Source organism: Microbulbifer sp. MCCC 1A16149 (assembly GCF_050368945.1).
GTDB lineage: Bacteria > Pseudomonadota > Gammaproteobacteria > Pseudomonadales > Cellvibrionaceae > Microbulbifer.
Genome location: NZ_CP185959.1, coordinates 2,311,420 through 2,337,187, shown reverse-complemented (window position 1 = coordinate 2,337,187; position 25,768 = coordinate 2,311,420). Strand labels below are relative to the sequence as shown.

General features: G+C 57.4%; 24 protein-coding genes and 1 pseudogene. 12 read left to right on the top strand and 13 right to left on the bottom strand.

Annotated features, from left to right (window positions below):
- The first annotated feature begins 24 nt into the window (after window positions 1–24).
- The 6 genes from nudC to ACONT6_RS09890 all read left to right on the top strand — a co-directional run bounded on the left by nudC (window position 25) and on the right by ACONT6_RS09890 (window position 6,077).
- Window positions 25–837 (top strand): NAD(+) diphosphatase, encoded by an 813-nt coding sequence (nudC, locus tag ACONT6_RS09915; RefSeq protein ID WP_428818381.1) that lies wholly within the window; start codon window positions 25–27, stop codon window positions 835–837.
- Window positions 838–886: 49 nt separating this feature from the next.
- Window positions 887–1,537 (top strand): cation/multidrug efflux pump, encoded by a 651-nt coding sequence (locus tag ACONT6_RS09910; RefSeq protein WP_428818380.1) that lies wholly within the window; start codon window positions 887–889, stop codon window positions 1,535–1,537.
- A gap of 63 nt (window positions 1,538–1,600) precedes the next feature.
- A complete protein-coding gene (sohB, locus tag ACONT6_RS09905) occupies window positions 1,601–2,821 on the top strand; it encodes a protease SohB (protein ID WP_428818379.1) in 1,221 nt (406 codons plus the stop codon).
- A gap of 122 nt (window positions 2,822–2,943) precedes the next feature.
- Window positions 2,944–3,948, top strand: coding sequence for a YhdH/YhfP family quinone oxidoreductase (locus ACONT6_RS09900; protein WP_428818378.1), 1,005 nt, complete (start codon window positions 2,944–2,946; stop codon window positions 3,946–3,948).
- Window positions 3,949–4,141: 193 nt separating this feature from the next.
- Window positions 4,142–5,398: a patatin-like phospholipase family protein gene (locus tag ACONT6_RS09895; RefSeq protein WP_428818377.1), complete on the top strand. Its 1,257-nt coding sequence runs from the start codon at window positions 4,142–4,144 to the stop codon at window positions 5,396–5,398.
- A complete protein-coding gene (locus ACONT6_RS09890; RefSeq protein WP_428818376.1) occupies window positions 5,379–6,077 on the top strand; it encodes a DUF4919 domain-containing protein in 699 nt (232 codons plus the stop codon). The genes ACONT6_RS09895 and ACONT6_RS09890 overlap by 20 nt, the downstream gene beginning before the upstream one ends.
- A gap of 62 nt (window positions 6,078–6,139) precedes the next feature.
- On the opposite strand, the gene ACONT6_RS09885 is transcribed toward ACONT6_RS09890, so the two are convergent.
- The 5 genes from ACONT6_RS09885 to ACONT6_RS09865 form a co-directional block, all read right to left on the bottom strand.
- A complete protein-coding gene (locus tag ACONT6_RS09885; RefSeq protein ID WP_428818375.1) occupies window positions 6,140–8,401 on the bottom strand; it encodes an ATP-dependent helicase in 2,262 nt (753 codons plus the stop codon).
- Between the two features lie 68 nt (window positions 8,402–8,469).
- Window positions 8,470–10,203, bottom strand: a complete 1,734-nt coding sequence (locus ACONT6_RS09880) for a SulP family inorganic anion transporter (RefSeq protein ID WP_428818374.1) — start codon at window positions 10,201–10,203, stop codon at window positions 8,470–8,472.
- Between the two features lie 105 nt (window positions 10,204–10,308).
- Complete coding sequence (locus tag ACONT6_RS09875; protein WP_181252911.1) at window positions 10,309–10,740, bottom strand: DUF6691 family protein; 432 nt, start codon at window positions 10,738–10,740, stop codon at window positions 10,309–10,311.
- Between the two features lie 4 nt (window positions 10,741–10,744).
- A complete protein-coding gene (locus tag ACONT6_RS09870; RefSeq protein WP_428818373.1) occupies window positions 10,745–11,179 on the bottom strand; it encodes a YeeE/YedE family protein in 435 nt (144 codons plus the stop codon).
- A gap of 9 nt (window positions 11,180–11,188) precedes the next feature.
- The gene (locus ACONT6_RS09865) at window positions 11,189–11,512 is read right to left on the bottom strand and encodes an ArsR/SmtB family transcription factor (RefSeq protein ID WP_255463319.1); all 324 of its coding nucleotides are present in this window, start codon (window positions 11,510–11,512) and stop codon (window positions 11,189–11,191) included.
- A gap of 147 nt (window positions 11,513–11,659) precedes the next feature.
- Here ACONT6_RS09865 and ACONT6_RS09860 point away from each other — a divergent pair, with 147 nt between their 5' ends.
- The 3 genes from ACONT6_RS09860 (at window position 11,660) to ACONT6_RS09850 (ending at window position 14,778) form a co-directional block, all read left to right on the top strand.
- A complete protein-coding gene (locus ACONT6_RS09860; protein ID WP_428818372.1) occupies window positions 11,660–12,538 on the top strand; it encodes an MBL fold metallo-hydrolase in 879 nt (292 codons plus the stop codon).
- A 69-nt stretch (window positions 12,539–12,607) separates the two neighbouring features.
- The gene (locus tag ACONT6_RS09855; protein WP_428818371.1) at window positions 12,608–13,015 is read left to right on the top strand and encodes a TIGR01244 family sulfur transferase; all 408 of its coding nucleotides are present in this window, start codon (window positions 12,608–12,610) and stop codon (window positions 13,013–13,015) included.
- Window positions 13,016–13,026: 11 nt separating this feature from the next.
- Window positions 13,027–14,778, top strand: coding sequence for a SulP family inorganic anion transporter (locus ACONT6_RS09850; protein WP_428818370.1), 1,752 nt, complete (start codon window positions 13,027–13,029; stop codon window positions 14,776–14,778).
- Between the two features lie 55 nt (window positions 14,779–14,833).
- On the opposite strand, the gene ACONT6_RS09845 is transcribed toward ACONT6_RS09850, so the two are convergent.
- The 7 genes from ACONT6_RS09845 to ahpC all read right to left on the bottom strand — a co-directional run bounded on the left by ACONT6_RS09845 (window position 14,834) and on the right by ahpC (window position 21,942).
- Window positions 14,834–15,385 carry a DUF1415 domain-containing protein gene (locus ACONT6_RS09845; RefSeq protein ID WP_428818369.1) on the bottom strand — a complete coding sequence of 184 codons (552 nt, stop codon included), beginning with the start codon at window positions 15,383–15,385 and terminating at the stop codon, window positions 14,834–14,836.
- Window positions 15,386–15,400: 15 nt separating this feature from the next.
- The gene (locus tag ACONT6_RS09840) at window positions 15,401–15,946 is read right to left on the bottom strand and encodes a DUF2058 domain-containing protein (protein ID WP_428818368.1); all 546 of its coding nucleotides are present in this window, start codon (window positions 15,944–15,946) and stop codon (window positions 15,401–15,403) included.
- Window positions 15,947–16,142: 196 nt separating this feature from the next.
- Window positions 16,143–16,961: an alpha/beta fold hydrolase gene (locus ACONT6_RS09835; RefSeq protein ID WP_428818367.1), complete on the bottom strand. Its 819-nt coding sequence runs from the start codon at window positions 16,959–16,961 to the stop codon at window positions 16,143–16,145.
- Window positions 16,962–17,021: 60 nt separating this feature from the next.
- Entirely contained in the window at window positions 17,022–17,600 is a 579-nt protein-coding gene (locus tag ACONT6_RS09830) for a YceI family protein (protein WP_428818366.1), read from the bottom strand.
- A 209-nt stretch (window positions 17,601–17,809) separates the two neighbouring features.
- Complete coding sequence (locus tag ACONT6_RS09825) at window positions 17,810–19,321, bottom strand: DUF1214 domain-containing protein (protein WP_428818365.1); 1,512 nt, start codon at window positions 19,319–19,321, stop codon at window positions 17,810–17,812.
- A 259-nt stretch (window positions 19,322–19,580) separates the two neighbouring features.
- Window positions 19,581–21,164, bottom strand: a complete 1,584-nt coding sequence (gene ahpF, locus ACONT6_RS09820) for an alkyl hydroperoxide reductase subunit F (RefSeq protein ID WP_428818364.1) — start codon at window positions 21,162–21,164, stop codon at window positions 19,581–19,583.
- A 211-nt stretch (window positions 21,165–21,375) separates the two neighbouring features.
- Complete coding sequence (gene ahpC, locus ACONT6_RS09815) at window positions 21,376–21,942, bottom strand: alkyl hydroperoxide reductase subunit C (protein WP_428818363.1); 567 nt, start codon at window positions 21,940–21,942, stop codon at window positions 21,376–21,378.
- A 476-nt stretch (window positions 21,943–22,418) separates the two neighbouring features.
- Between ahpC and rimK the strand changes: the two are divergent.
- The 3 genes and pseudogenes from rimK to ACONT6_RS09800 form a co-directional block, all read left to right on the top strand.
- Window positions 22,419–23,342: pseudogene (rimK, locus tag ACONT6_RS09810) on the top strand (30S ribosomal protein S6--L-glutamate ligase); the annotation flags it as partial.
- Window positions 23,343–23,633: a cation:proton antiporter regulatory subunit gene (locus tag ACONT6_RS09805; RefSeq protein WP_428821502.1), complete on the top strand. Its 291-nt coding sequence runs from the start codon at window positions 23,343–23,345 to the stop codon at window positions 23,631–23,633. It begins immediately after the preceding pseudogene.
- 181 nt (window positions 23,634–23,814) lie between these two features.
- Window positions 23,815–25,131 (top strand): mechanosensitive ion channel family protein, encoded by a 1,317-nt coding sequence (locus ACONT6_RS09800; RefSeq protein ID WP_428818362.1) that lies wholly within the window; start codon window positions 23,815–23,817, stop codon window positions 25,129–25,131.
- 26 nt (window positions 25,132–25,157) lie between these two features.
- On the opposite strand, the gene ACONT6_RS09795 is transcribed toward ACONT6_RS09800, so the two are convergent.
- A complete protein-coding gene (locus ACONT6_RS09795) occupies window positions 25,158–25,742 on the bottom strand; it encodes an exopolysaccharide biosynthesis protein (protein ID WP_428818361.1) in 585 nt (194 codons plus the stop codon).
- Window positions 25,743–25,768 lie beyond the last annotated feature (26 nt).

Sequence of the window (25,768 nt, the reverse complement as noted above, 5' to 3'; positions counted from 1 at the left end):
TGATCCGGCGAGCTTTATTTTTCTATGACAGATTTCACTCCCGCCGGGTGTGTATTGCCGCACCCGGAATTTCAGCAGCACATCGTTGTGTCCAATGGCGAAGTGCTTTGCTCGGCCCAGGGGCCCATTCACGCTTCCCTCCCCGTACAATTTCCCCCTGCGGTTAAAGACAAAGTTGCCAGCCACTACCTGGGAGAGTGGCGGGGCGACAGTTGTGGCGTGCACTATCTGCCGATTCGCCTGGATATTCCCGGCTGCGAGTGGCGCAGCCTGCGCAGCCTGTTGGGCGTTGTAGAGGAGCCGGTGTTTTTCCTGGTCGGCCGTGCAATGCAGATTGTGAACTGGGATCTGGACCATCAGTTCTGTGGGCGCTGTGGTCTCCGCACCATGTACCACTCGCGGGATCGTGCACGGGTATGCGACCACTGCACACTGGCGGTGTACCCCCGTATCTCGCCCTGTGTCATCATGCTGGTGACGCGCGGAGATGAGTGTCTGCTGGCGCGACATGCCAGGCATCGCCAGGCGTTGCACACCGCGCTGGCAGGTTTTATCGAACCAGGCGAAAACGCGGAACAGGCACTGGCGCGGGAAGTGCGTGAAGAAGTCGGACTTGAAACGGGAAGGGTGCATTATGTGGGCAGCCAGTCCTGGCCATTTCCCGGGCAGCTGATGATCGGCTTCCTGGCGGAGGCAGTGGGTGGCACTCTGGCGCCTGATCAGGAGGAAATTTCCGAGGCGCGCTGGTTCCATCGCAGCGAGGTCCCGGCAACCATTCCTCCCGCAGAAACCCTCTCGGGACAATTGATACGAACATTTATCGAACAAAAAGGGTGAAGGGCGCTACCGCCCTTGGCTGAATGATTATTAGGCAAGGAACAAGATAATGTATATCGCGATTACATTTCTGATTGCCTTTGTCGCTCTGTTATTGGTGTTTTGGGGCGGCAAGGTACTGCTTAAAGGCAGCTGGTTGTTGGGTTTTCTGCGAGGCACCGTCGGCTTGTTGCTATTGGCGGGAGCATTGCTGATCGTGCTGGTGGCACTCGATGTCTACAGCTATCGGAACCTGGCGGATGAGCACAGTGTCGGCACGGTTTCATTCGAGCGCCTTGGTGACCAGCACTTTATGGTGAAATTTGCCGATGACGACGGTATTTCCAAGGAGTTTGAACTCTACGGAGACCAGTGGCAGCTGGATGCCAGGATGTTGAAGTGGAAAGGTGCACTTGCGCGTTGGGGGATCGAGCCGGCCTATCGACTGGATCGCCTGAGCGGGCGCTACCTGACCCTGCAGGACGAGCGCAACAAGGAGCGCTCCGTATACGCCCTGGATGAAAGCGGCCATGTGGTCGATGTATGGAGCACCTTGCGCAATATGGATAACCGGCTGCCGATTGTGGATGCGGTCTACGGCAGTGCCACTTTCTTGCCTATGGAAGACGGTGCTGTATACGAGGTGCGGATCAGTCATACAGGGCTGCTTGCGCGCCCGTTAAATCAGCAGGCGCGTTCAGCGTTGAACGAGTGGCAGTAGAGCCAGGCAGGCAGTTACAAGAACCGATAGCAGTTAAAAGAACCGATAGTAATTGGGGGTTGAGTGGAATTTTTGAGTGAGTACGGCCTGTTTCTGGCGAAGGTGGTCACTGTTGTGGTGGCACTGTTGGTGGTAATCGGAATCATCGTTGCCAATCGGGCACATACCAAGGATCGGCAGCCTGGCCATATTGCTGTAACCCGTTTGAATGATCGCTTTGAGGAAATGAAAGAAACCTTGCTCGAGGCGGTGATGGACCACGCTGATTACAACGAGCGCAGAAAGCAGCAGGAAAAAGACAAGAAAGCGGAAGCCAAGGCGAATGCGAAAAAGCGCAAGGCAGAGCTGAAAGCGGCAGCCAAGGCGCGCAAGGAAGAAGCGAAAAAAACTGGCGCGGACGAGAGCCGCGAAGTGAAAGCGGCCGAGCAGGCCGAGGCAGATGCAGAGGCCGGTGTCAGTGGTGAAGTGAGCGATACAGCTACAGATGAACCTGCTGTGGAAACCGCAGCACAAGCGGATGCGCGCAAGCGCCTGTTTGTTGTGCATTTTGATGGGGATATCAAGGCCAGTGCGCTGACCAACCTGCGCGAAGAAATCACTGCAATTTTGCAGATCGCGGATAAAGGCGATGAAGTTGTTGTGTGTCTGGAGAGCCCCGGGGGGATGGTTGCAAATTACGGTCTCGCGGCCAGTCAGTTGGCGCGGGTACGCAGTGCCGGTGTCAAACTGACCATTGTCGTAGATAAAGTGGCTGCCAGTGGCGGTTATATGATGGCCTGTGTGGCGGATCGTATTCTGGCAGCACCGTTTGCTATGCTGGGATCTATCGGTGTCGTGGCACAGTTGCCCAACTTCCACCGTTTGTTGCAGAGAAATGACGTGGATTTCGAGCTGTTTACTGCCGGTGAATATAAACGCACAGTGACCATGTTTGGGGAAAACACCCAGGAAGGAAAAGAGAAGTTCCAGAGTGATCTGGAGGAAATCCACACGCTGTTCCAGCACTTTGTGTCGGAGTATCGTCCGCAGCTGGATATCGGCAAAGTGGCTACCGGGGAAGTATGGTTCGGTCAGCGCGCCCTGGACCTCGCGCTGATAGACGAGATCAAAACATCGGATGAGTATCTCACCGCGCGCGCGGAGAACGCGGACCTGTTCCAGGTCGAGTACAAAGAGCGCCAGAATATCGCCAAGAAAATCGGTTTTGCTGCGCAGACCGGAATAGAGGGGGCGCTGGCGCGCTTGTTCTCCCGTCTCGCCGCCTGGCGTCATCAGGCACAGTGAAAATAGGGCATCTTTCGGGGGGCTCTTTCAGGAATTCATTCAGGAGCAGGGCCGGGCTTTTATGGGGTGCGGCTCGCGGATAGACTGGTATCGGTATGTACGGACCGGTTAAGGGAATTGCTATGTCTGACAATACTTTTCGCGCGATGCTGGTAGAGGAAGTGGCTGCGGGGAAATACGATCAGGTAATCGTTGATCGCCTTGTTTCCCAACTGCCGGACTATCCGGTTGCTATTTCGGTCACCCATTCCTCTTTGAATTACAAGGATGCGCTGTCGGCGTTTGGTAATCGCGCAGTTACCCGGGAGTATCCGCATACCCCGGGTATCGATGCGGCGGGTACCGTGATCTCCGATGAAAGCGGTACCTTTGCGCCCGGCGACAGGGTGCTGGTAACCGGTTACGACCTTGGCATGAATACTTCCGGCGGCCTTGCCGAGAGGATTGCCACTCCAGTCGAATGGGTGGCGCGCCTGCCGGAAGGGCTCACCGCGCGCGAGGCAATGACCCTGGGGACTGCGGGACTGACCGCAGGACTGTGTGTCGAGAAGCTGCTTGAAGCCGGCGCCGCGCCTGAGGACGGCGAGGTGCTGGTCACTGGCGCTACTGGCGGCGTAGGTTCCATCGCCGTGGCACTGCTGGCGAAACTCGGTTTCAAGGTGGCAGCGGTGACCGGCAAGCTCGAATCGGCGGAGTTTCTCACCAGTCTGGGCGCCTGGAAGGTTCTCGATCGGGAGACTCTGGCACCGTTCGCGGACAAGGCTATTGCCAAGCCTCTGTGGGCATGGGCGGTGGATTCGGTGGGCGGGGAAACCCTGTTCAACGTCATCAAGTGCCTCAAGTACGGCGGCGGTGTTGCCGCGTGCGGTATGGCGTCGGGCGCGCAGTTTCAGGCCAATGTATTTCCCTTTATTCTTCGCGGTATCAGCCTTTTGGGTGTGGACAGCGTGGAGCTGCCCTTGGCAAAGAAGACTGAGGTATGGGAGAAGCTCGCGGGAGACTGGTATATCGGCGAGCAACTGCAGAAAATTGCCGAGGACATCTCCCTGGACCAGGCGCCGGAATTTCTCGCGCGACTGCATCGGGGCCACGGCATAGGGCGTTACGTGGTGGATATGACCCGATAACGCGATTGTGGTCAAAACTGTGAAATTGCACGCAGCCTTGCCATGACCTCGGTGTCAGGCGCGTCTGTTGCCTGCTATGCTGAACCACAGTGCTCTCTAGCCAAAATAATTTTCCATGGGATAGATCGCTCGAAATTTGGGCAGATCAGAAAATGTATCCCTGGTTTTGTCGATCTGGTAGCAAACTTTGTCGGTGAATACCCCGCCCCCTCCCCAAACTCACAACGCCGGCGCACTCGTGCTTTCCGGTGGTGGCGCCCGTGCGGCTTACCAGGTGGGTGTGCTGAAAGCGCTGGCGGAGCTGACGCCGGATTCCGAGCCTCATCCGTTCAAGATCATTTGCGGCACATCGGCAGGTGCCGTGAATGCGCTGGTGCTGGCCACGCACCCCGGGACCTTCAAGGAGGCGGTAGCGCGCCTTTACGACCTGTGGTTGGGCCTTACCGTCGATCAGATCTATCGCAGCAACTTGAGCAGCTTGCTCGGCAATATCTTTACTATCTCGCGATCCTTTTTTAATCACGGTGTGGCGCGCCGCAAACCGCTGGCGCTTCTGGATAATCTTCCGCTACGGGAGCTGGTTACGGAGGTGGTGCCGTTTGGCAATATCCAGCGCAATATTGATGAGGGGCGCCTGCGTGCGGTCAGCATCAGTGCCATGTCATACAACCAGGGCGAGTCGGTCAGCTTCTTCCAGGGTAGTGAAGATCTGAAAGAGTGGCGGCGTTTCCGCCGATGCGGCGAGCGAACCGAGCTTACCGTGGAGCATTTGATGGCATCTGCTGCCATTCCCACGCTGTTCCCTTCGGTTAAAATTGGCGACGAATATTTTGGTGACGGTGCCGTGCGACAGCTGGCGCCGATCAGCCCGGCGTTGCACCTGGGCGCAAGTCGGGTGTTTGTGGTGGGTGTCTCTGATAACCGCTCCCCGGTACACTGGGGGAAGCGGCGCACGGTGGCAAAGCATTCCCCATCGCTGGCGCAAATTGGCGGCCAGCTGTTCAATGCAGCATTTATCGACAGCCTTGAAGGCGACCTCGAGCACCTCGATAGGGTGAATCTGCTACTGGACTCGGTGGACGAAAAACTCCTGCCGGAGCTTGCGCCATTGCGGGCTGTGGAGTCTGCAGTGATTGAGCCGAGCCAGAGCCTGGATCGAATCGCGGGACGCAAGGTACGCTACCTGCCACCTGCACTGCGCTGGCTGTTCCGCTCCACCGGTGCCACGACTTCTGGTGGCGGTGCTTCTGCGGCTAGCTATCTCCTGTTTGAACAGCCTTACTTGGGCGAACTGATGGAGTTGGGATATCAGGATGCCATGTGGGAACGGGAGAAATTGCGTGATTTTCTCCGTCCGCGGACCCAGCTGGTGGAAGCCCAACAGAAAAGTTTATTTGGAATCCGGGTCAAACCGGCAACGGAAGCAAGCAATGGCAATACTCCGTCCTGAAACCTACTTTACTCTCCGCGGAACTATCCAGCGCGGGCTGGCGATTGGTCTGTGCGCGGCGCTCGCTGCCTGTAGCGGCACTACTACCCAGAATACCGACAGCGATGGGGTTCTGCGCCAGCAAAACCAGAGCGAATACCGGCAACTGCTGCGAGAAGCCTATCAGCTGAGTTTTACCCTGGACTTCGACCGGCTGCGCAAGGCCTATGTGCAATCTCCGGAATATAACCCCTATGGCGGGATGAAGCTGGAAGGTTTACCGGAAGCCTACAGCTCAGTGGAGCAGGCGGACTTCGACGATTGCCTGCACAACGTCGACAAAGTGCTGAAGACCAATTACATGAGTCTGGAAGCGCACATGATTGGGGTCGTGTGCAGCGGGCAGGCGGGCGAGTTTGAGCGCGAAGATCAGCACCGCTATATGGTGGAGGGGTTGATGACCTCCATCGAAAACAGCGGTGACGGAAAATCCCAGGAGAGTGCTTTCCTCACCATCAGCACCTCTGAATTGCGTGGCTTCGTGCGCTTGAAAGGCCTGCAGGTACTCGATCAGTCCATCGTGTATGACAAGCAGGGAATCTACGACAAAATGCAGGTGCGTGATCCCGAGTCCGGTGAAGAATATCCGCTGTTTTTTGATGTAAGCCAGCAGTTTGCCCGGGGCTCCGGGGGGGAGTAAGTCTTCCTGATGGTTAGCGCAGCCCCAGGGCTGCGCGATTACATTCTTTAGCCTTTCACGCCTCACATCAGGAATTGGCTGAGTTTTTCCCAGTCAAAGCGGCGAGTTTTGCGATCGCTGAACAGAATCTCCACTCGCTCATCCTCCCACTTGACCACCCGCCCATAGCCCAGTTTCTGGTGGCGAATACTTTCTCCCAGCTGCGGTTTTTTCTGCACTGCCTGCGGTGCATTGATATCCGGATTGTAATCACAGGCTGCCAGATACCTTAGGGCAAGTCGGGTTATCGGCACCCGAGTGGTGAGGTTGTCCGGGCGGGTTCGCAGTGTCGTGCCCAGCAGGTTGCTGAGTGAGAGGTGCATTTCATCCAGAAACAGCGACGGTTTCTGTTCCGAATCGCTGCCCGTTACCTTTTCTTTATCGGCTTCCTGTACCGGGGTCAGCAGGTACAGCTGCTTTTTCGCCCGGGTCATTGCCACGTACATCAGGCGGCGTTCGCTCTCCGTCGACGCGGGCGTGGAAAAGTCGCGCTGCGGTTGGTAGGGCATGTTATGTACGGTCAGGGCCGGAATGATTACCTGATCCCATTCCAGTCCCTTGGCCTGGTGCATGGTGGTGATCTGGATGGCTTCAGCAGGCTCGGTATCCTCGTCGTGGCCCGAGGATTGATCCCGGCTGCGATGTTGTTGCTGCAGCTGTTGCAGGTGTTCGAGGGTTTCCCGCGGGGGCAGGCGCAGCTGATCCAGATACTGGCAAAACGCGAGGATGGTCTGTTGCTTTTCTTCCGCCTGCTGGCGATTGAATGCGTCGTCGCCAATACCGCTCAGGTAATCCAGCTCTCCCAGCTGGCGGCGCACCAGTTCACCGCCATGGCCACGCCACTTTTCCACCTGCTGTAACAGCTCCGCGCGCTGGCGCAGGCGCTTGATTTGCGGCTGGCTGAGGGATTCGGGAATCAGTTTCAGCAACTGTTTGCCCCATCCGCTGCTGTACTGACTGAGTCGTTCACACACAGGCTCAAGTACCGCGCGGGCAATGCGAATATGTGGGGCGGTGAGCCACTCATAGAGGCCCTGTGCGCGACGCTTTGCAGTCTGCTCGGCAAATCGACCCGCGGCAATATTCAGGCTCCAGAACAGCGGGCGCAATTCGCGGCGGGAGAGTACCGTATTGCGGTTACCGGAGCGGTAGGGAATGTTGTTTGCCAGAAGCGCCAGCTCCAGAGGGGCTGCCAGTGACCAGAGGCGGACCAGTATGGCAATTTCGCCGAGGGGAAGCCCCTGCTTCTGGCAGCGCCGTACATGATCCACCAGCCACTTGCCCTCATTGCCGGTGCTTACCTGGTGCAGCTGGGTTTCTGCATCAGGTTTGCCGGACAGACAGAACACATCTGCGCGCTCGCGATTGTTGTGAATGAAGTGGTTGGCAGCCAGGGACAGGCTGTGCCCGTAGCGAAAAGTGCGGCTCAGTTGATAGGTATTGGAGGTCGGGAAGTCCCCGTCGAACAGCCGCAACAGAAATTCCGGGCGCGACCCGCGCCACTCGTAGATGGTCTGATCCGGGTCACCGATGGCGATCACATTGCCGGATTTTCCGTGCAGGACGCGCAGCAGGTAGTGCTGCACCGCATTGATATCCTGGTATTCATCCACCAGGATATCCTGATAACCGCTGCCGTACTCTTCGGCAATTTCCGGCTGCATGCTAAACAGTATGGCCGGGTCGTAAATGAGGTCCGCGTAGGTCACCGCTTTCTGTTCCCGCCGCCAGTCCTCGAAATGACGGAATACCTTCAGAAAATACAGATATTCGTCGCCCAGCTTGAGTTGCTGAAATGCGCTCAGGTCTCCGGTGAGAATGGTTTTGGTGTAATCGACAAAAAACTCTGCGGCCTCGGTTTCCGACTGCTTGCGCGCGCGGATATCTTCGAGCTCCTCGGGTGGCGCGCAGGCTTCAATCGCCTTCCAGATCTGCAGCTGTACCAGTGATTGCGGCAACGGGCTGAGGTTGACCGGGGACAGGTGTCCGCGGGCAATCATGCGCTGATAAAGGCGGTAGCCGATGCTGTGAAAGGTATTCACCGCGGGGGCCCGGTTTCCACACAGGGCCTTGAGGCGCTGGCTGAAGTCTTCCTTGGCGCTGCGGTTGTACATCAGTACCAGCATGTCCTGCGGCGCAATGCCCGCTCCCAGGCGGTTTTTGATGTAGTGGAGCAGGGCGGTGGTTTTGCCGGACCCGGCTACCGCAATGATTTTTGCGTGACCACCGGGATGGTTGGCGATGGCCTTTTGCTCATCCGTGAGATGGGACTCGTCACCTGACATGAAAACTCTGCACTGCCTGAAAAATACTGGATATATTGCCAGTATTGAGGGGGCGGGTACAGGTCTTTTTATACGCTATCGGTGGCTGCGGGGGGATCTTCGGCCTCCCGTTGCAAGGCCAGTTCTGCGATGTACGAGGACAGAAATACCCGACCGGTGAGGTGCTCCAGTAACTTCGAGCGGCTCAGGCGATCCAGCACCGGGCCTTTGACTTCCGACAGATGCAGTCGAATATCGCGGTTTCTGAGGTCCTTGTTGATCTGTTGCAGACGCTCCAGAGCGGTGCCGTCAATACGACTCACGGAAGAGAGGATCAACACCAGCTCGCGGGTGTCCGGATGGCGCTTCAACTCGCTCAGCAGGCGGTCTTCCACGGCGCTGATATTGCTGAAAAACAGGCTTTCATCGATACGCAGGAACAGCAGGTTCTTCTGTGTTTCCACATCGTAGCGCACCACATTGCGAAAGTGTTCGGTGCCTGGCATACGGCCCACCACCGCAATATGCGGGCGGCTGCTGCGCCAGATCAAGGTGGCGAAGGAAAGACCTATCCCCAGTGCAATGCCCACTTCCACCCCAAACAGCAGAACGCCGGCAAAGGTGCACAGCATGGCGATGCCGTCGGTTCGGTCGTAACGCCAGTTGTGTACGAAGCCCTTAAAGTCGAACAGGCTGGCGGCTGCGACGATGATGATGGCTGCGAGCACGGTCAATGGCAGTTCGCTGAACAGGCCGGTGAGGTACAGCAGGATCGGGATCATCAGCAGGGCGGACAACACCCCGGCCAGTGGCGACTTGGCCCCGGCCTCGGCGTTGACCGCTGTGCGGGAAAAACTGCCGGCCACGGGCAAGCCGCCGGAAAGTGCGCTGGTGATGTTCGCCGCACCCAGTCCCAGCAATTCGCCATCCGCATTCAGGCGTTCACCGCGCCGGGCCGCCAGTGCCTGGGCAATGGAGTGGCTCTCTACAAACCCGAGCAGCGCAATGATCAGTGCCGGCAACAACAGCTGGTAGATCGTGGTCCAGCGGAAGTCCGGTAGCGACAACTTCGGCAGTCCCGCGGGAATCTCACCGACGATGGCGAGTTTGTCGCCGAGCTTGAGCCAGTGCACCAGGGCAATTGCACAGAGCACCAGCAACATAGGCATCAGTCGCGCGGCGAGGCGTGCGATCTGCTTCGGTGTGCCCATTCGAAACAGCAGCATCGGCAGCCACAGGCGACTGAAGATCAATATCACCGCCGTGGCGACACCGAATGCCATTGTCGGCAGGTGCGCCTGCGGCAGGTTCTCCAGCACGTGAAACAGTTTCACCGAAGCGGTGTCGCCCTCAGCCTCAATGCCGAGGATGGCGGGCAGCTGGCCGACGATGATCAGTGCGGCGGCACCAGAGACAAAACCACTGATGACGGGATGGCTCAACAGATTGGAAAGTGCGCCCAGCTTGAATAGCCCCATCAGGAACAGGAAAAGGCCGCTGAGCAGGGTGAGCATGATCGCAGCAGCGATATAGGCAGGGCTGCCGATGGCCGCCAGTGACGACAGGGCTGACACGGTCATCAGGGACAGGACGGCCGCAGGCCCCACGGACATGGCGCTGCTACTGCCGAAGGTAGCGTAAGCAATCAGGGGGAGCAGGCTCGCGTAAAGGCCCACGTGGGGCGGCAGGCCGGCGAGCAGTGCATAGGCCAGCCCCTGAGGCACCAGTAACATACCGGAAACCAGGGCTGCAGTGAGGTCGGCTGGCAGCCACTGGCGCTGGTAACTTGTCAGCCAGTTGGGAAAGAAGTTTTTAACCCGCATTACTTGTGCTGTTTGAGGTCGGGGGAGGGTGGACCTCAACAGGATAGCTGGTGCAATGCGGGCCCCGCCAGTGACAGCGGATTCCGTGCCGTATGTTCGCTCCGCTTAGCTGGCCGCCCGGTTTCGATTTTCAAACCCGCGGAATACGAGCATGCCGGTCACCATCGCCAGAGTGAAAACCAGCGCACCGGCTTCTGCGGCGCCGGTTGCCACAATGCCCGGGCCTGGACAGAAGCCCGCGAGCCCCCAGCCAATGCCGAAAACCAGGCTGCCAAGCAACAGGCGTTTGTCGAGCTCACGCTTGGTAGGCAGGTTGATTTCACCTCCGAGAACGGCAGTCTGACGTTTTTTCGCCAGCGTAAAAGCGGGTAGCCCCACGGCGATGGCGCCGCCCATGACCAGGGCCAGGGATGGGTCCCAGGCGCCGAACAGGTCGAGAAAACCGAGGACTTTTTCCGGGTTGGCCATGCCGGACAGCAGCAGGCCGAAGCTGAAAATCAAACCGGAAACAAAGGCGGAAAGAGTGACTTTATTCATTGCTTCAGGCTCCCAGCAGGTGGCGGACGACATACACAGTGGCGAAGCCACCAAACATAAAGCTCATGGTGGCGGCCAGTGACCGGGGCGACAGGCGCGAAAGACCGCAAACACCGTGCCCGCTGGTGCAGCCGGCAGCGTAACGCGTACCGATACCCACCAGCAGGCCGGCAGCGATCAGTACTGGATAGCTGGCGCGGATCTCGATCGCTGGCAGGGCGTGGAATATCCCCCAGATGGCGGGCCCGGCCAGCAGCCCCAGGATAAAGGCGAATTGCCAGCCGCGCTGGCCGCGTTCGTTATTCAGCAGGCCGCCCAGGATGCCGGAGATTCCGGCGATGCGGCCGTTCATCAGGATGAGCCATGCGCTGGCAAGTCCGATCAGTATGCCGCCGGCGAGGGCGGTCAGGGGGGTAAATGCGTTCCAGTCGATGTTCATGGTGGCGAGTTACTCCGCGCAATACAGTTGATACAAAGTTTGTAGCAGGGTGAGAACCTTCGGGTCAGCGACACGGTAATACACCCGTTTGCCTTCCCTGCGGGTGGTCACCAGGCCCTCCCGGCGCAACACACCCAGTTGTTGCGAAAGGCTGGGCTGGCGGATATCCAGTCGCTCCTCCAGGTCGCCTACACACAGCTCTTCCTCGCACAGCTGGCAGAGAAGTAGCAAGCGATCCTGATTGCCCAGCGAACGCAGCAGCAGGGAGGCCTCCCCGGCCGCTGCCCGCATCTTGTCTAGCTGGATGTCGCCGTTGTCAGGCATGGCTGGCATAGGAAGTCCTGCAGAACAGTTAAGTTGAAAACATTATATTGAAATGTATATCGTTCACAAGTATATTTGTTCTGGTTATTTAAATATTCCCATTTGTTCTATATGGCCCGAACGCGGCCTGTTGAAGGGGTACCCAGGATGCAGACTATGACTGAAGCCGATCGTCACCCACTTGTTCAACCGTTTCTGGACACCGCCACGGAGACCTGGAGCTATGTGGTTTACGATCGCGCAGGCGGTTCCGCGGCGGTGATCGATGCGGTTCTCGACTTTGACCAGGCCTCGGGCCGCACCAGCACAGAAGGCGCGGAAAAGATCGTGCAGTTCGTGCGGGAGAACGACCTCACGGTCGAGTGGGTACTGGAAACCCACGCCCATGCGGATCACCTGTCGGCAGCGCCGTTTGTGCGTGAGCAGCTCGGCGGCAAGATCGCCATTGGCGACCACATTCGTCAGGTTCAGGGCATTTTTCGCGACGTGTTCAACCTGGAAAAAGAGTTTCTGGTGGACGGCTCGCAGTTTGATCACCTGTTTCACGACGGCGACACCTTCAAGATCGGCGCCCTGGAAGGGCGGGTTATCTATGTGCCCGGGCACACCCCGGCGGATATGGCGTGGCTAATCGGTGATGCGCTGTTTGTGGGCGATACCCTGTTCCTGCCGGATGTGGGCAGCGCGCGCTGCGACTTCCCCGGTGGCGATGCCCGCGCGCTGTATCAGTCCGTGCAGAAGTTGCTGTCCATGCCCGCCGAAACCCGCATGTTCATGTGTCACGACTACCCGCCAAATGGCAGCCGCGAGCACCAGTGTGAAACCACCGTTGGTGAGCAGAAGCGCAGCAACATCCATTTGCACGAAGGTGTGAGTGAGGATGAGTTTGTAAAAATGCGCACAGAGCGCGATGCCACCCTGGACATGCCGCGACTCATTTTGCCGTCTATCCAGGTGAACATCCGCGCTGGCCAGATGCCGCCGGCAGAAGACAATGGCACCGTGTATCTCAAGGTACCGATCAACAAGCTGTGATCGGGGTATTACACAAGGGCAATGCCACCGAGAGATATTTCACAGCGGAAAAATTAGTTGGAGTAAGTGATGGATAGCAAGCAACTGGATTCCCAGGTGTCCGTATCCGCGGAGCCGACACTGGATCAGATTACTGCCCTGGGCCAACAAGGTATCGAAGTCGTCGTATGCAACCGCCCGGAACAGGAAGCGGAAGGGCAGCCGACGTTTGCCGAACTCGAGAAGGCCGCACAAGCGGGCGGAATGACCTTTGTGGCAATTCCATTTTCCCGCGGTCAGATGCAGCCACAGCATTGCCTGGCTTTTGCGGAATTACTCGATAGCGGCAAAAAGGTGCACGCATTCTGCCGTACCGGAAACCGCTCCTGTAACCTTTGGGCGGGGGCGCGCTGCCTGGGTGGTGCCGATAGAAAGGAACTTCACCAGGCCGCACAGCAGGCCGGATTTGATATCAGTGGCGTACTGGTGAGCTATTAGGAGCTCTGTGTGTGAAAGAACTCCTCAGTAGGGATGCGGGCCGCTCCCTGGTCCGCTTTCTCCCCGCCGCTGCCTGGCTCCCGGGTTACTCCCTGAGTACCCTGCAAAAGGATCTGCTGGCGGCGGTCATCGTCACCATCATGCTGATTCCGCAGTCTCTGGCCTATGCACTGCTGGCCGGATTGCCGGCGGAAGTGGGCCTTTACGCGAGTATCACACCGCTGATCGCCTATGCGCTGTTCGGCAGTAGCAGAACCCTGTCGGTGGGGCCGGTGGCAGTCGCCTCGCTGATGAGCGCGGCAGCACTCGGACAGGTCGCGGCCCAGAACACCGCTGACTACCTGCTGGCGGCGATGCTGCTGGCGCTGCTATCGGGGCTGTTCCTGTTTCTGCTGGGTATATTACGCCTCGGGTTTCTCGCCAACTTTCTTTCCCATCCGGTTATTTCCGGGTTTATTACTGCGTCCGGTATTCTGATTGCGTTCAGTCAGCTGAAACATCTGATGGGCGTCACCGCGCACGGGGATAACCTGCCCGAACTCGCACATTCCATGTTCGCCGGTATCGGGCAGATCAATCTGTATTCGCTTGCACTGGGTGCCGGTGTCGTTCTCTTCCTGATCTGGTCGCGGGGCAGTGCAGTGCGTGTTCTGCAGCGCCTCTCGCTGTCAAAAAATACCGCGGGCTTAATCGTGAAGGCCGCGCCTGTGGTCGGTGTACTCGCGACCATTTTTCTCGCAAGCGGGTTTGACCTGGAGGGGAAGGGCGTCAAGCTGGTGGGTGAAATTCCCAGCGGCCTGCCGCAGCTTATGTGGCCGAATTTCTCTCTGGATCTGGTGCAGCAATTGCTGGTGCCGGCGATCATGATTTCCATTATTGGCTATGTGGAATCGATCTCTGTCGGCAAGACCCTGGCGGCCAAACGTCGCCAGAAAATAGATATGAACCAGGAGCTGATCGGGCTGGGGGCTGCCAATATGGCCTCGGGTTTTTCCGGCGGCTTTCCGGTAACCGGCGGTTTCTCCCGCTCGGTAGTAAACTTTGATGCGGGCGCAGAGACCCAGCTTGCCAGTGTGTTTACTGCACTTGGTATTGCCCTTGCAGCAATGTTCCTCACCCCGTTTCTGTATTACCTGCCCAAGGCCACACTGGCGGCGACGATCATTGTTGCGGTACTTTCGCTGGTGGATTTTTCCATTCTGCGAAAAACCTGGCGTTACTCGCCCAGCGATTTCTTTGCCGTACTGGTGACGATTGTTGTGACCCTGCTGTTTGGGGTCGAAATGGGCGTGTCCTGCGGGGTGCTGGCATCCATCGTGCTATTCCTGTACCGGACGTCCAAACCGCATATTGCGGAAGTTGGGCTAGTGGAGGGCACAGAGCATTTCCGCAATATCCAGCGTCACCAGGTGCGCACACTGCCGCAGATTCTGACAATACGTGTGGATGAAAGCCTGATGTTTTCCAACGCGGCGTTTCTCGAGGAGCGGATTTACGGAGACATCGCTACAACGCCCGAAGTCAAGCATGTGATCCTGATGTGTAGCGCCATCAATGAAATTGACTGGAGTGCCCTGGAAACGCTGGAATCTATCAACGAGCAGCTGCGCGCTTCCGGGATCTGTTTCCATCTGTCCGAAGTCAAGGGGCCGGTCATGGATTCGCTGTCGAAGAGCGGCTTTCTGGACATGCTTTCGGGAAAGATCTTTTTCACCCAGTTCCAGGCGTTTACCACCTTGCGTGACAACCTGGATGGCTGTTAGAAACGCACCCGATACGTATATCTTGAATATCAGGTAAACAGGTCAGGTAAGCAGGTCAGGTAAACAGATAGGGAAAAAGTGCTTTCTTTTCCTCGTCACTGAGTGACTCTACCCGCAGGATGTTATTGCGCGGAATACTGTCCGGGTCCGGGTAGTTTCTCAGGCCGCGCTCCAGGCTCTCTTCGCGCAGCAAGTGCAGGATGGGGTAGGGGGCGCGGTTGGTGAGGTTTTCCGTATCCTCGGGTGCCGTATCCGCGAACTGGTAGTGGGGGTGGAAGCTGGCAATCTGGTAGATACCTTCATAACCCTGGCGTTTCAGCACCCATTCCGCCTCTTCGAGAAAGTAGTTGTAATCGTGGAAGTCCTGCAGGTGGGTGGGGAGGATCAACAGGCTGGTTTCCACTTCCTCCATGGAAGTTCGATCCAGCACCTGAAACTCATCCTGCAGTTCCTCTAGCAGTACCTCATCGCTGGTAGCGTCGCTCACCACAAAGCGGATTTGTCCCGCGCGCAGGGGTTTGCGTGCGAAGGGGCAAAGATTGAGCCCGACCACCACATCCTGCAGCCATCGCTCAACCTGGGCAATTACCGGATCACTGTCGGTCATCGAATTTCTGCGCGCTTACCACATCAGGTCATCGGGGATTTCGTAGTCCGCATAGGGATCGTCTTCATCCACCGCGGTATTGTTCTCCGGCGGTTGCACAACCATGGCCGGGTTGCGCTCGGCGATCTTGTCCGCAACGACTCGCGGAACCAGCTCGAAATGGTCTCCCTCTCCGACGATCAACAGGCGGCCCGCGGTGAGGTGTTCCTGTACCGCGCTGGAGACAAAGATCTTTTTCACCTTCTTCTCGAAAGTGAAGTGATAGGCGATATCGTCCTGGCCTTTGGGGCCCTTGGATTGCTTGTTGCGCTCGATCAGCTGTTTGATCTGGGCGGCAATCGCCTTCTGCCGGGCAGCGGCTTCGCGCTGGGCATTCAGTTCCCGGTCCCGGGTAACCTTGGCTGCGCGAGCGGCCACTGCGGCCTGTTTGGCCGCATCCACCTGGACTTCACCAGACTTCTTGGCCACTTTGCTCTGTTTGCGTTTTTCCTTGCCAATCTGCTTGGCCGTCTTTTTGTCGACCAGTCCGGCCTTAAGCAGTTGGTCCTGAAGTGAAGCCATGGGGGGAACCTGTCTCAGCGGATAATGGATAACTGGCGGCATTTTAACGGAACTCGTAGGTCCTTGGCCAAGCCTTGTTGCGTCTCAGGTATAGCGCGCCGCAGTGTACACGACCAGCTGGCCGTGCTCTGTCCTGCAGGAAGGGATGAGAAAGAGCCGGGCAGGTTAGGGGGGGATGGGCCCCGCTCTGTGCCGGCTAGGCGGTTACCGAGTCTTCCCGCGGGGCGTAGGCCGCCAGGTAGTCGAGCATGACCCGGTTAACGGCTTGCGGCTGCTCCAGCGTGGAGAGATGGCCGGCGCGAGGAATGATATTGATCTGGGCATGAGGCAGACGGGCTGCCAGTGCTTCAGAGCAGGCGGGTGGCAACGAGATATCGTCATGGCCCACCAGTACCAGCGCGGGCTGGGTGATGGAAGACAGGCGGTGATTCAGTGAATCCCGAGCACACAGGGCATTGGCCACGTTTTCGATCGACACCAGCGACATGGCGGCGAACTTTTTCTTCCAGTATTCGACCAACCCCGGTTGGGTTTCCAGGGTATCTTTGCCAAACATCAACTTGGCCACCGTGGGCAACAGCGGTGAGATACCCAGTAGTTTGGCGATCGCCACCATGGTCTTGTACTTGAAGATCTTGAAGCGGGTTTCGGTACCCGCGTGGGTGTCCAGCAATATCAGGCCACTCACCCGGTCGGGGTGGGTGAGGGCCGCACGCAATGCGATCATGCCGCCAATCGAGAGCCCAGCCCAGGTTGCGCTGGTGACCTGCTCTTTATCCAGCACCGCGATAACATCACCTGTCATCGCGTAAATATCCAGTGGCGTATCCGCGACACCGGATTTCCCATGGCCACGCAAGTCTACGTTGATGACCCGGTACTTCTCGGCCAGCGCGGTAAGCTGCTGGTTCCACATTTCCCCATCGCAGAGAAAGCTGTGCAGCAGCACCACAACCGGGCCGTTGCCGGTGCACTCGTAGTAAATGTCGCGACCGTCATGATGTACTGTGGGCATGGACTCTGACTCTAAGGCATTTCTGCGAAGTAACTGGACTCTGGTCAGTAATCAGGTTGCTTACTGCTTGGTAAACACCAGACTGACGGAAACCGGCACCATCGGGCTGATACTGTCCAGACCGGCGACTTCGCGCAGTTTTTCGATACCTTCGAGCAGCTTGTAGTTGCCGGCATTGACCATAATCGGTGCAGTGGAGGTGATCAGCAGGCGATTGTCGTCCAGCGCCGTAACCTGCAGCTGGGCCTTTTCAGTCTGTTGCGAACCGTGAATATCAACGGTGACGTCCGCGGATACGGTCTGGGTTTGGCCGGCTTTCATGGCACTCAGCTTCTCCGTATCTACCTGTGCGGAAACGGTCGCCTTGGCAAATTGCGCGGTATTGAACAGCAATTTTTGCATGCGCTCGTTGCGAATCGGGATATTGGTTTCCACGCTCGCCAGGTCGATGGTCAGGCTGGCTTTGCCGTCATCGGCAATGGTGCCGCTCAGGCTTTTAAAGTGGTGGGTTTCCGCAATAGTCGATTTCTTGACGGAAACAAAATTGACACTGGAGTCTTCTCCGGCCAGTTGCCAGTCGGCCAGGGCAGTAACTGGCAGCGCCAGTAGGGACAGCAGCGCAAGGGACTTGAGCGACATAGGGTGATTCTCCTGTTTCAACCGGATTTGGATTGATCGTCAAAGCTGGTCGCGGATATTTATTGACCAAATTTGACTTGTCAGTTTCAGATAGGAAACATTATCAGGCGGCAGGCCGCGGTACCAGTAAAGATAAGTAAAAACAGTAAAGTAAAAAAGCAACGTAAAAGTGTGCGCACTTTTACGTTGGATCTGGATTTGGAGTCTTTTTACTCGGCAACCCGTTCTACCTTCGGGGGAGACCAGCCGGGGAGCTTTTCCAGGTCCGGTACGTAGACCCGCATGGTGAGGCTCAGGTCGAGGTCCTTGCGCTCGATCGGCAGCCAGTTTTCTTCCGGCACGCCGTCCGGCTTCTCCTTGGCGATATAAATTGAGATGCCGCCGTCATCATTCAGCTTCATCCCCGCATTTTCGCCGACGCTGTACTTCTTTCGCTCGTTGGGAATGAAGAAGCCGTTCTTCAGGTCGTACAGGGTCAGTGACCAGAAGGCACCTGCTGGAGGCAGTTCATCTGCAGACATGTGCAGCACATAATTGTGCATGGCATTCATCGGTTCGCCATCCGCAGTGCTGACGCTTGGGTAGACCGCTTCTTCCATGGGCAGGCCGATAGGACCAAATACCGACACCGTCAACAGAGTTTCCAGATCAGTCTGGCCTTTGGGCTGGAACATTTTGGGCTGCAATCCGGCCATTTTTTCTTCATCTGCACTTGAGACAAGCGTTTCTTTTTGGATGCGTTCTGCTATATCCCGGATGCGACGCTTATCGACATTGGGGACTTTATCGGCATCGAAGGTGTTCCCAGGTTCAATACCGAAGTGTTTGTACAGCGCCAATATGGACTGGTCCTCGGGGTTGTCCTGAGAGAAAGTGGTGTGATTGAACACAAACTGCATCACTTCAAACAGATTGTCGCCGAACACTGCGACATCGGTTTCACCGACAGCCGGAAAGTCAACGGGCTCCGCGGGAAGTGCCGGCTTGCCGATAAATGTGCTGAGCGTTACCGGCGTTACGCTTTTCATCTGCTCGATGATCTTGGCAAAGCGGTCTTTGACCTGGCTGTGGGGCATCACGCGAAATACCGCAGAGACAAAGTCGCCGCTGGCTTCAAACACCTTATCGACCCCCTCCACCGGCTCGCCATCATAGTTTTGCGTGCGCTCGCTGTAGATGAGCAGGGTCAGCGGTTTCTCGAAGTCGCCGATGCGGGTGGACAGCGGAACGTTCACATAGTGATCGTAGGCGGTGATCATCAGGGACGCGTAGTCGGTATCAAATGCAGGGATCCTGAGAATGACGGGTTCAGTGCGCAGGTCCAGCAGGCAACTGATATACAAAGTGTCATTGTTGGGCCGAGCAATTTCGCGCGTTGTATGGTCCTTGAGTTCGGTATCTGCATCGCAGGCATTCCACCCGCCAATGGTGGCGGCGAACTTGTTATTGACGTTGTACATCGTCACATACTGGTATGACCGGGTAACCAGGTCTTCCAGCAATTCATCGCTCATTGCCACACCTGCGCGGCCGGAATCGGTCTGATCGTCGGTACCTGCGGCGTCCGCGTCTTGTGGCGCCGAGGTCACACCCTGACTTTGCTGGGAATCCGCTTTGTCCCCGTTGTCATTGCTACAACCGGGCAGGCAGAGTCCGCTGAGGACGGCGCCCAGGAGCATGAAAGTGAAACCGGCGGATGCACTTTGCCTAAGAATCTGCATGAGCATTCCCTTTCTCGTTCGCTTTCTAGCCGAAAACGGTCGGCGAAGGTGTTCGTAGAGAAGTTAGTTATAGAAAGCGTAGACGAATTTAGGCGCCACCTCGGGTGGGGCGTCGGGCAGGGAAATACACAAAAAAAAGCCGGCTGGCGCCGGCTGCAATCATTGAGGATGTTTCCCAGTGGTGGCGGTTGGGGTATCCGCCGGGGAGGACCGGATGCCGCTGGGAAACCGGCATCCGGGTTTGGGTCTTGTATTGCGATCAACTGGCCATCGACAGGGTTTCTGCCGGCTCGTCGCTGACCGAAGTGCGGATCAGGTGATCAAAGGCACCCAGCGCGGCGGTGGCGCCGGCACCCATGGAGATCACGATCTGCTTGTAGGGCACGGTAGTGGCGTCACCGGCGGCGAACACTCCAGGGATGGAGGTGGCGCCGCGACTGTCGATCACGATCTCGCCCATACGGTTCATTTCCAGGCCGCTGCCCTTCAGGAACTCGGTATTCGGCACCAGCCCGATCTGCACGAAAACGCCCGCCAGATCGAGTTGCTTGCTTGCGCCGCTGACACGGTCGGTGTACTGCAGGCCATTGACCTTGCTGCCATCGCCGAGCACCTCGGTGGTCTGCGCATTGGTGATGATGTCGATATTGGCCATAGAGCGCGCCTTGCGAACCAGCACCTCATCCGCGCGCAGGGTATCTGCGAACTCCAGCACGGTAACGTGCTTTACGATGCCCGCCAGGTCGATGGCGGCTTCGATACCGGAGTTGCCACCGCCGATCACGGCCACGTGCTTGCCCTTGAAGAAGGGGCCATCGCAGTGCGGGCAGTAGGCCACACCTTTGGTGCGGTATTCAGCCTCGCCGGGAACACCCAGTTCGCGCCAGCGTGCGCCGGTGGCGAGCACCACGGATTTGCTTGCCAGGGTGGCGCCGCTCTCCATTTGCAGCTCGATCATTTTGTCGCGTTTCAGCTCTGCAGCGCGTTGCCCGGTGATGATGTCGACACCGTACTCTTTCACGTGCTGTTCGAGGCTTGCCGCCAGTTTGGGGCCTTCGGTATATGGGACAGAGATAAAGTTCTCGATACCCACGGTATCCATTACCTGACCACCGAAGCGTTCCGCCACCAGACCGGTGCGGATGCCCTTGCGGGCCGCGTAGATCGCTGCTGCCGCACCGGCCGGGCCCCCGCCCAGTACCAGCACGTCGTAGGGCTCGCGCTCGTTCAATTCTTCCGCCTTGCGCGCTTCGGCGCCGGTGTCGATCTTGGCCACGATTTCTTCCAGGCTCATGCGGCCCTGGCCGAAATGCTCGCCGTTCAGGTAGACCGCCGGTACCGCCATGATCTGGCGCTCGTCGACTTCTTCCTGGAACAGGGCACCGTCGATCATCTCGTGGGTGATGCTCGGGTTCAGTTTCGCCATCAGGTTCAGCGCCTGCACCACGTCCGGGCAGTTCTGGCAGGACAGCGAGATATAGGTTTCAAAGTGGAATTCACCCTGGATATTGCGGATCTGCTCCTGCAGCTCCGGGTCCGCCTTGGATGGGTGGCCGCCGGCTTGCAGTAAGGCAAGGACCAGGGAGGTGAATTCATGTCCCATGGGAATGCCGGCGAAGCTTACACGCGGGGTTTCTCCGGCTGGCGCAATGGCCATGCTCGGGGTGCGCTTGCGGTTCTCCTGCTTCATTTCGATCTTGCTGGAGAGGCCGGCAATTTCGCTCGCGAGGTTGCTTAGTTCAACAGCTTTGGGGCTGCTGTCGGCGGACACACTGATCTCGATCGGAGTGACGATATTCTGCAGATAGGTGTCCAATTGTTTCTTTACGTTTGCGTCCAACATCGGTGTGTCCTGGTATTCGGTAGTTTGTGGTTCTTTGTCTAGTCCTGTGGCGGTGCTGCTGACAGGTGCAGCCTTGCAAAACACGCCGTGAACCCATCCATGGGGGCTCTTCCGCGAGGTCCCTCTCGCGGAAGGTTTCGCAAGGCTGCCCCTGTCATCAGCACCTTCCCGGCTAGCTCAGTGCTCTGATCTAGTCGGGAAGTACTAGCTCTTAGATCTTGCCGACGAGGTCCAGAGAAGGCGCGAGGGTTTCTTCACCTTCCTTCCACTTAGCCGGGCACACTTCACCCGGGTGGGCGGCAACGTACTGGGCCGCCTTGATCTTGCGCAGCAGGTCCTGGGCGTCGCGGCCGATACCGCCAGCGTTGATTTCAACGATCTGGATCTTGCCTTCCGGGTCGATCACGAAGGTGCCGCGGTCCGCGATGCCTTCTTCCTCAATCATCACACCGAAGTTGCGGGTGATGGTGCCGGTGGGGTCGCCGATCATCGGGAACTGGATCTTGCCGATGGTCTCGGAAGTGTCGTGCCAGGCCTTGTGAGTGAAGTGGGTGTCGGTAGAGACGGAGTAGATCTCAACACCCAGCTTCTGGAACTCGGCGTAGTTGTCGGCCAGGTCGCCCAGCTCGGTCGGGCACACGAAGGTGAAGTCCGCCGGGTAGAAGAAGACCACAGACCACTTACCTTTCAGGTCCGCATCGGATACGTCGAAGAAATCACCAGACTGGTAGGCCTTGGCGTTGAACGGTTTGATTTCGCTGTTGATGTAGTTAGCCATGGTATTTCCTTATCTCCTGAGAGAAATTTTGCCCCGTGTTTTGGGGCGTTGGTTATCGGGTACGGGGTAAATACTATTGGCTTGCCATATTTAATAAAAATTATTGATTTAAATGGCTGTGATTGGTTTTTGCTATCACGGAGGCCGCTTAGATAGCCTGTTCGGCGCGGTCGGATCGGGTCGGTTGAGTTGAGGTGGGTGCGATTAGGGGAATCGGGTACTGATGCCCAGCGCGAAGAGGCCGGGCCGGATATCCATGCACCCGTTGCCCGCTTTGGTGTTCGGCGCCTATTGGTCTACCCTTGTCAGACGTGGCTGCTCGCTGGACGAGTCCCGTAAGATAAAAATCATAAATAACTGCAATCGCCGAGGTGCTGCACGAACCTCCCGGCAAATTTAAATCAAAAAAATCTGGCCTACTTGCTCTCGTCGAGAAATCACCGCACGTTACTCGCTATGTGGCCAAGGAAAGCACTATGAAACTCGCCATCCTGTCCCGAGGACCAACCTGCTATAGCACCCGTCGTTTGAAGGAAGCCGCGGTCAACCGCGGTCACGATGTCAGCGTGCTGGATACCATCAAATTTGCAATCGATCTGGAGCGCGGTGCGCCGGATCTTTACTATCGGCAAAAGCAGATTGCCGATTTCGATGCGGTACTGCCTCGCATTGGTGCCTCCATTACTTATTACGGTACTGCCGTCGTCCGCCAGTTTCAGGAAATGGACGTCTTTTGCGCAAATACCGCCCACGGTATCAACAACTCCCGAGACAAGCTGCGCAGCTTGCAACTTCTCAGTCGGCATCACATCGGTATTCCCCGGACCACCTTCGTTCACAACAAGAAAGACGTGCTGCCTGCTATCGAGCGGGTCGGTGGGGCGCCGGTTGTGATCAAGTTGATCGAAGGCACCCAGGGTATCGGTGTCCTGTTGGCGGATACGGTCAAGCAGGCGGAAGCCATCATTGAGCTGCTTCAGGCCCAGAAACAAAATGTGCTGATCCAGAAATTCGTTGCCGAGAGCAAGGGCAAGGATATCCGTGCGTTTGTGGTCGGTGATCGCGTAGTGGCGGCAATGCGCAGGGTGGCCCAGGGCCAGGAATTCCGCAGTAATGTCCACCGTGGCGGTATCGCAGAGCCCGTGGATTTGCCCCAGGAGTATATCGATACCGCCGTGCGTGCCACCCAGATCATGGGATTGCAGGTGGCCGGGGTCGATATGCTGGAGGGAAGTCGCGGACCGCAGATACTCGAGGTGAACTCTTCGCCGGGGCTCGAGGGCATTGAAACCTGCACCGGCCTCGATGTGGCGGGTGCGGTTATCGAATATATTGCCGCCCAGGTGGACTTTCCCGAGATCGATGTGCGCCAGCGGCTGACGGTCAGTCGCGGATACGGCGTGAGCGAAATCTATATCCCTGAAGGATCCAAGTTTGTGGGAAAAACCATTGCCGAAACCCAGCTGGACGAACACGATATCAATGTGCTGACGCTGTACCGGGGAGCCAAGATTATTCCAAACCCCAAGCAAGAGAGAGTACTTGAGCCCTACGATAAATTGCTGTGCTTCGGCAAGCTGGAAGCCATGCGCGGTATGGTTCCCGCGAAGACCCGCCGCAGACGTCAGCCAGATATCACGGATCTGCCCGCTGATGCATATTCTGCAGCCGATATTGAGCCGGTGGAGTAGTGAGGAGGGCTAGGTGGCTAATCGTTTGCGCCAACTGTTCGGTATAAGGGCGGCTCTGCCCATGTTTAAATATCCAAAGTAACCCGGAGCGTCGGTCTGCCCCAATGAGGCCGGCGCGATCACACTGGCCGGCGAGCATCTTGCTGACGCTGATCCAAAGACAGTTATCTGGATATAAGCAATGGACACTGAATTCGATTTCGCAAACGCGTGGGAGCAGTGGCAGGCTGCACTCACTTCCCCGGAAGCTTTCAGTCAGGCCGTCATTATCCTGCTGGTCTACTTTTTGGCCTGGGTTCTGTCTCAGCGCATTCTGAAACTTCTACCGGTGCTGGCCAGCCCACCGGTCTCTCCGGAAAACCAGCCGTTGCGCTTGTTGCTGTTTCGTTGCGGCAAGTTGCTGTTTCCCCTCCTGGCGATTTTACTGCTGAAAATTTCTGCGGCGTTTGTGCCGCTCGTCAGTGGCGGCAACTGGTTGTTGCAGTTCGCGCTGGCGGTGGCTCTTGTCCTGTTATTCCATTCCTTCGTTCGCACGGTGATCAGCAATAGCACGGTCGCGAAACTGTTTCTCTGGGTGGGGATGCCGATACTGTTCCTGTACGTACTCGGCGCCCTGGATGACGTGGTGCAGGTGCTGGACTCGATGGCGATTCAGGTGGGCAATATTCGCCTGACAGCCTACGGTATTGCGCGCACGGCCATCTTCGGCTCGCTGTTATTCTGGTTGGGCCGAATATCCAATTCAACCGGGCAGACCATCATTCGCAAGCAGGAAACCCTGGATTTCCGCACCCGTGAAGTCGTTGCCAAGCTGTTTGAAATTGGCTTGTTCGTCATTATTGCGGTGCTGATCCTGCAGTTGATGGGTATCAATCTCACGGCGCTCGCGGTTTTCGGTGGCGCAGTTGGTGTGGGTATTGGTTTTGGCTTGCAGACAATCGCCTCTAACTTTATTTCGGGGATCATCATAATCCTCGATCGGTCGGTATCCGTCGGCGACTATATCGAAATGGAGGATGGCCGGAAGGGGTTGGTAACCCAGCTCAATATGCGCTCCACCACGTTAGAAACCTATGATGGAAAGGACATAGTGGTACCGAACGAAAAGTTCGTCTCCAACTCTTTCATCAACTGGACCCACAAAAATAAAAAGCAGCGCTACCGGGTGGACTTTGGTGTTGGATATAACACCGATGTCCGTGAGCTGGTGGAAATCATCAAGGAAACAGTTGCCAAGCATCCCCAGGTGTTGAGCGGGAAAGAGGTTCCTTTTGAAGAGCGCCCCGACTGTGAAATCGACAGTTTTGGCGACAATGGGGTGAACATGTTTGTTGAGTTCTGGATGGAGGGCATCGATGACGGACGCAACCGGGTGGGTGGCGACCTGCTGTTGATGATCCTCGAGACACTTCAGCAACACGGTATCGAGATTCCCTTCCCGCAGCGGGATGTGCGTCTGGTCAGTGTGCCGGAACAGAAAGTCACCGTGGGTGCCTGAGGTTAGTGGCTCACTGACTTTGGGGCTCAGATCCACGCCAGCGTGGCGAGCCCGGCAATCAATGCCGTCAAGGCAAGGGCGAATAGTTCGATCAACCCGTCCTGGGCAACCAGGGCGAGTCCAAACACGGTGAGTGCCAGCCCGGCGATGGTGGCGGAGAAGGGCAGTATCTCCATGGCGGGCAAAGCTGCTGCGATGGCCGTGCAAAGAATTGCTGTCAGGTAGGTTCCCCCGCGTTGAACCAATACCGGCAGACGGGGACGCAGCCAGCGATCGATAAGTGCAGCCGGGCGTTGCAGCCAGTACAGGGCCCGGTGGAAACTCGGCGCGGCAAAGGATTTCTTTAACAGCCACTCAGGTAGCCACAGGTGGCGCCGCATCATCAGCATCTGCACCGAGACCAGCAGCGTCAGAATGCCCATCACGGTAGGGATACCCGGGATACCGGATAGGGGAGAGAAGAGGATCAGGCCGACCAGCAGCAGGATTGGCGCAAAGGAGCGGTCGCCCACCGCCTGCAGGATCTCACGCAGGTAGATTCGATCACGCCCCTCGCTGAGGCGCGCCAGCTGCTGCAGGAGCTGTGACAGGTTCTGTATATCCTCAGGCATGGCGGTTCAGCTTCAGTGGTCCCCGT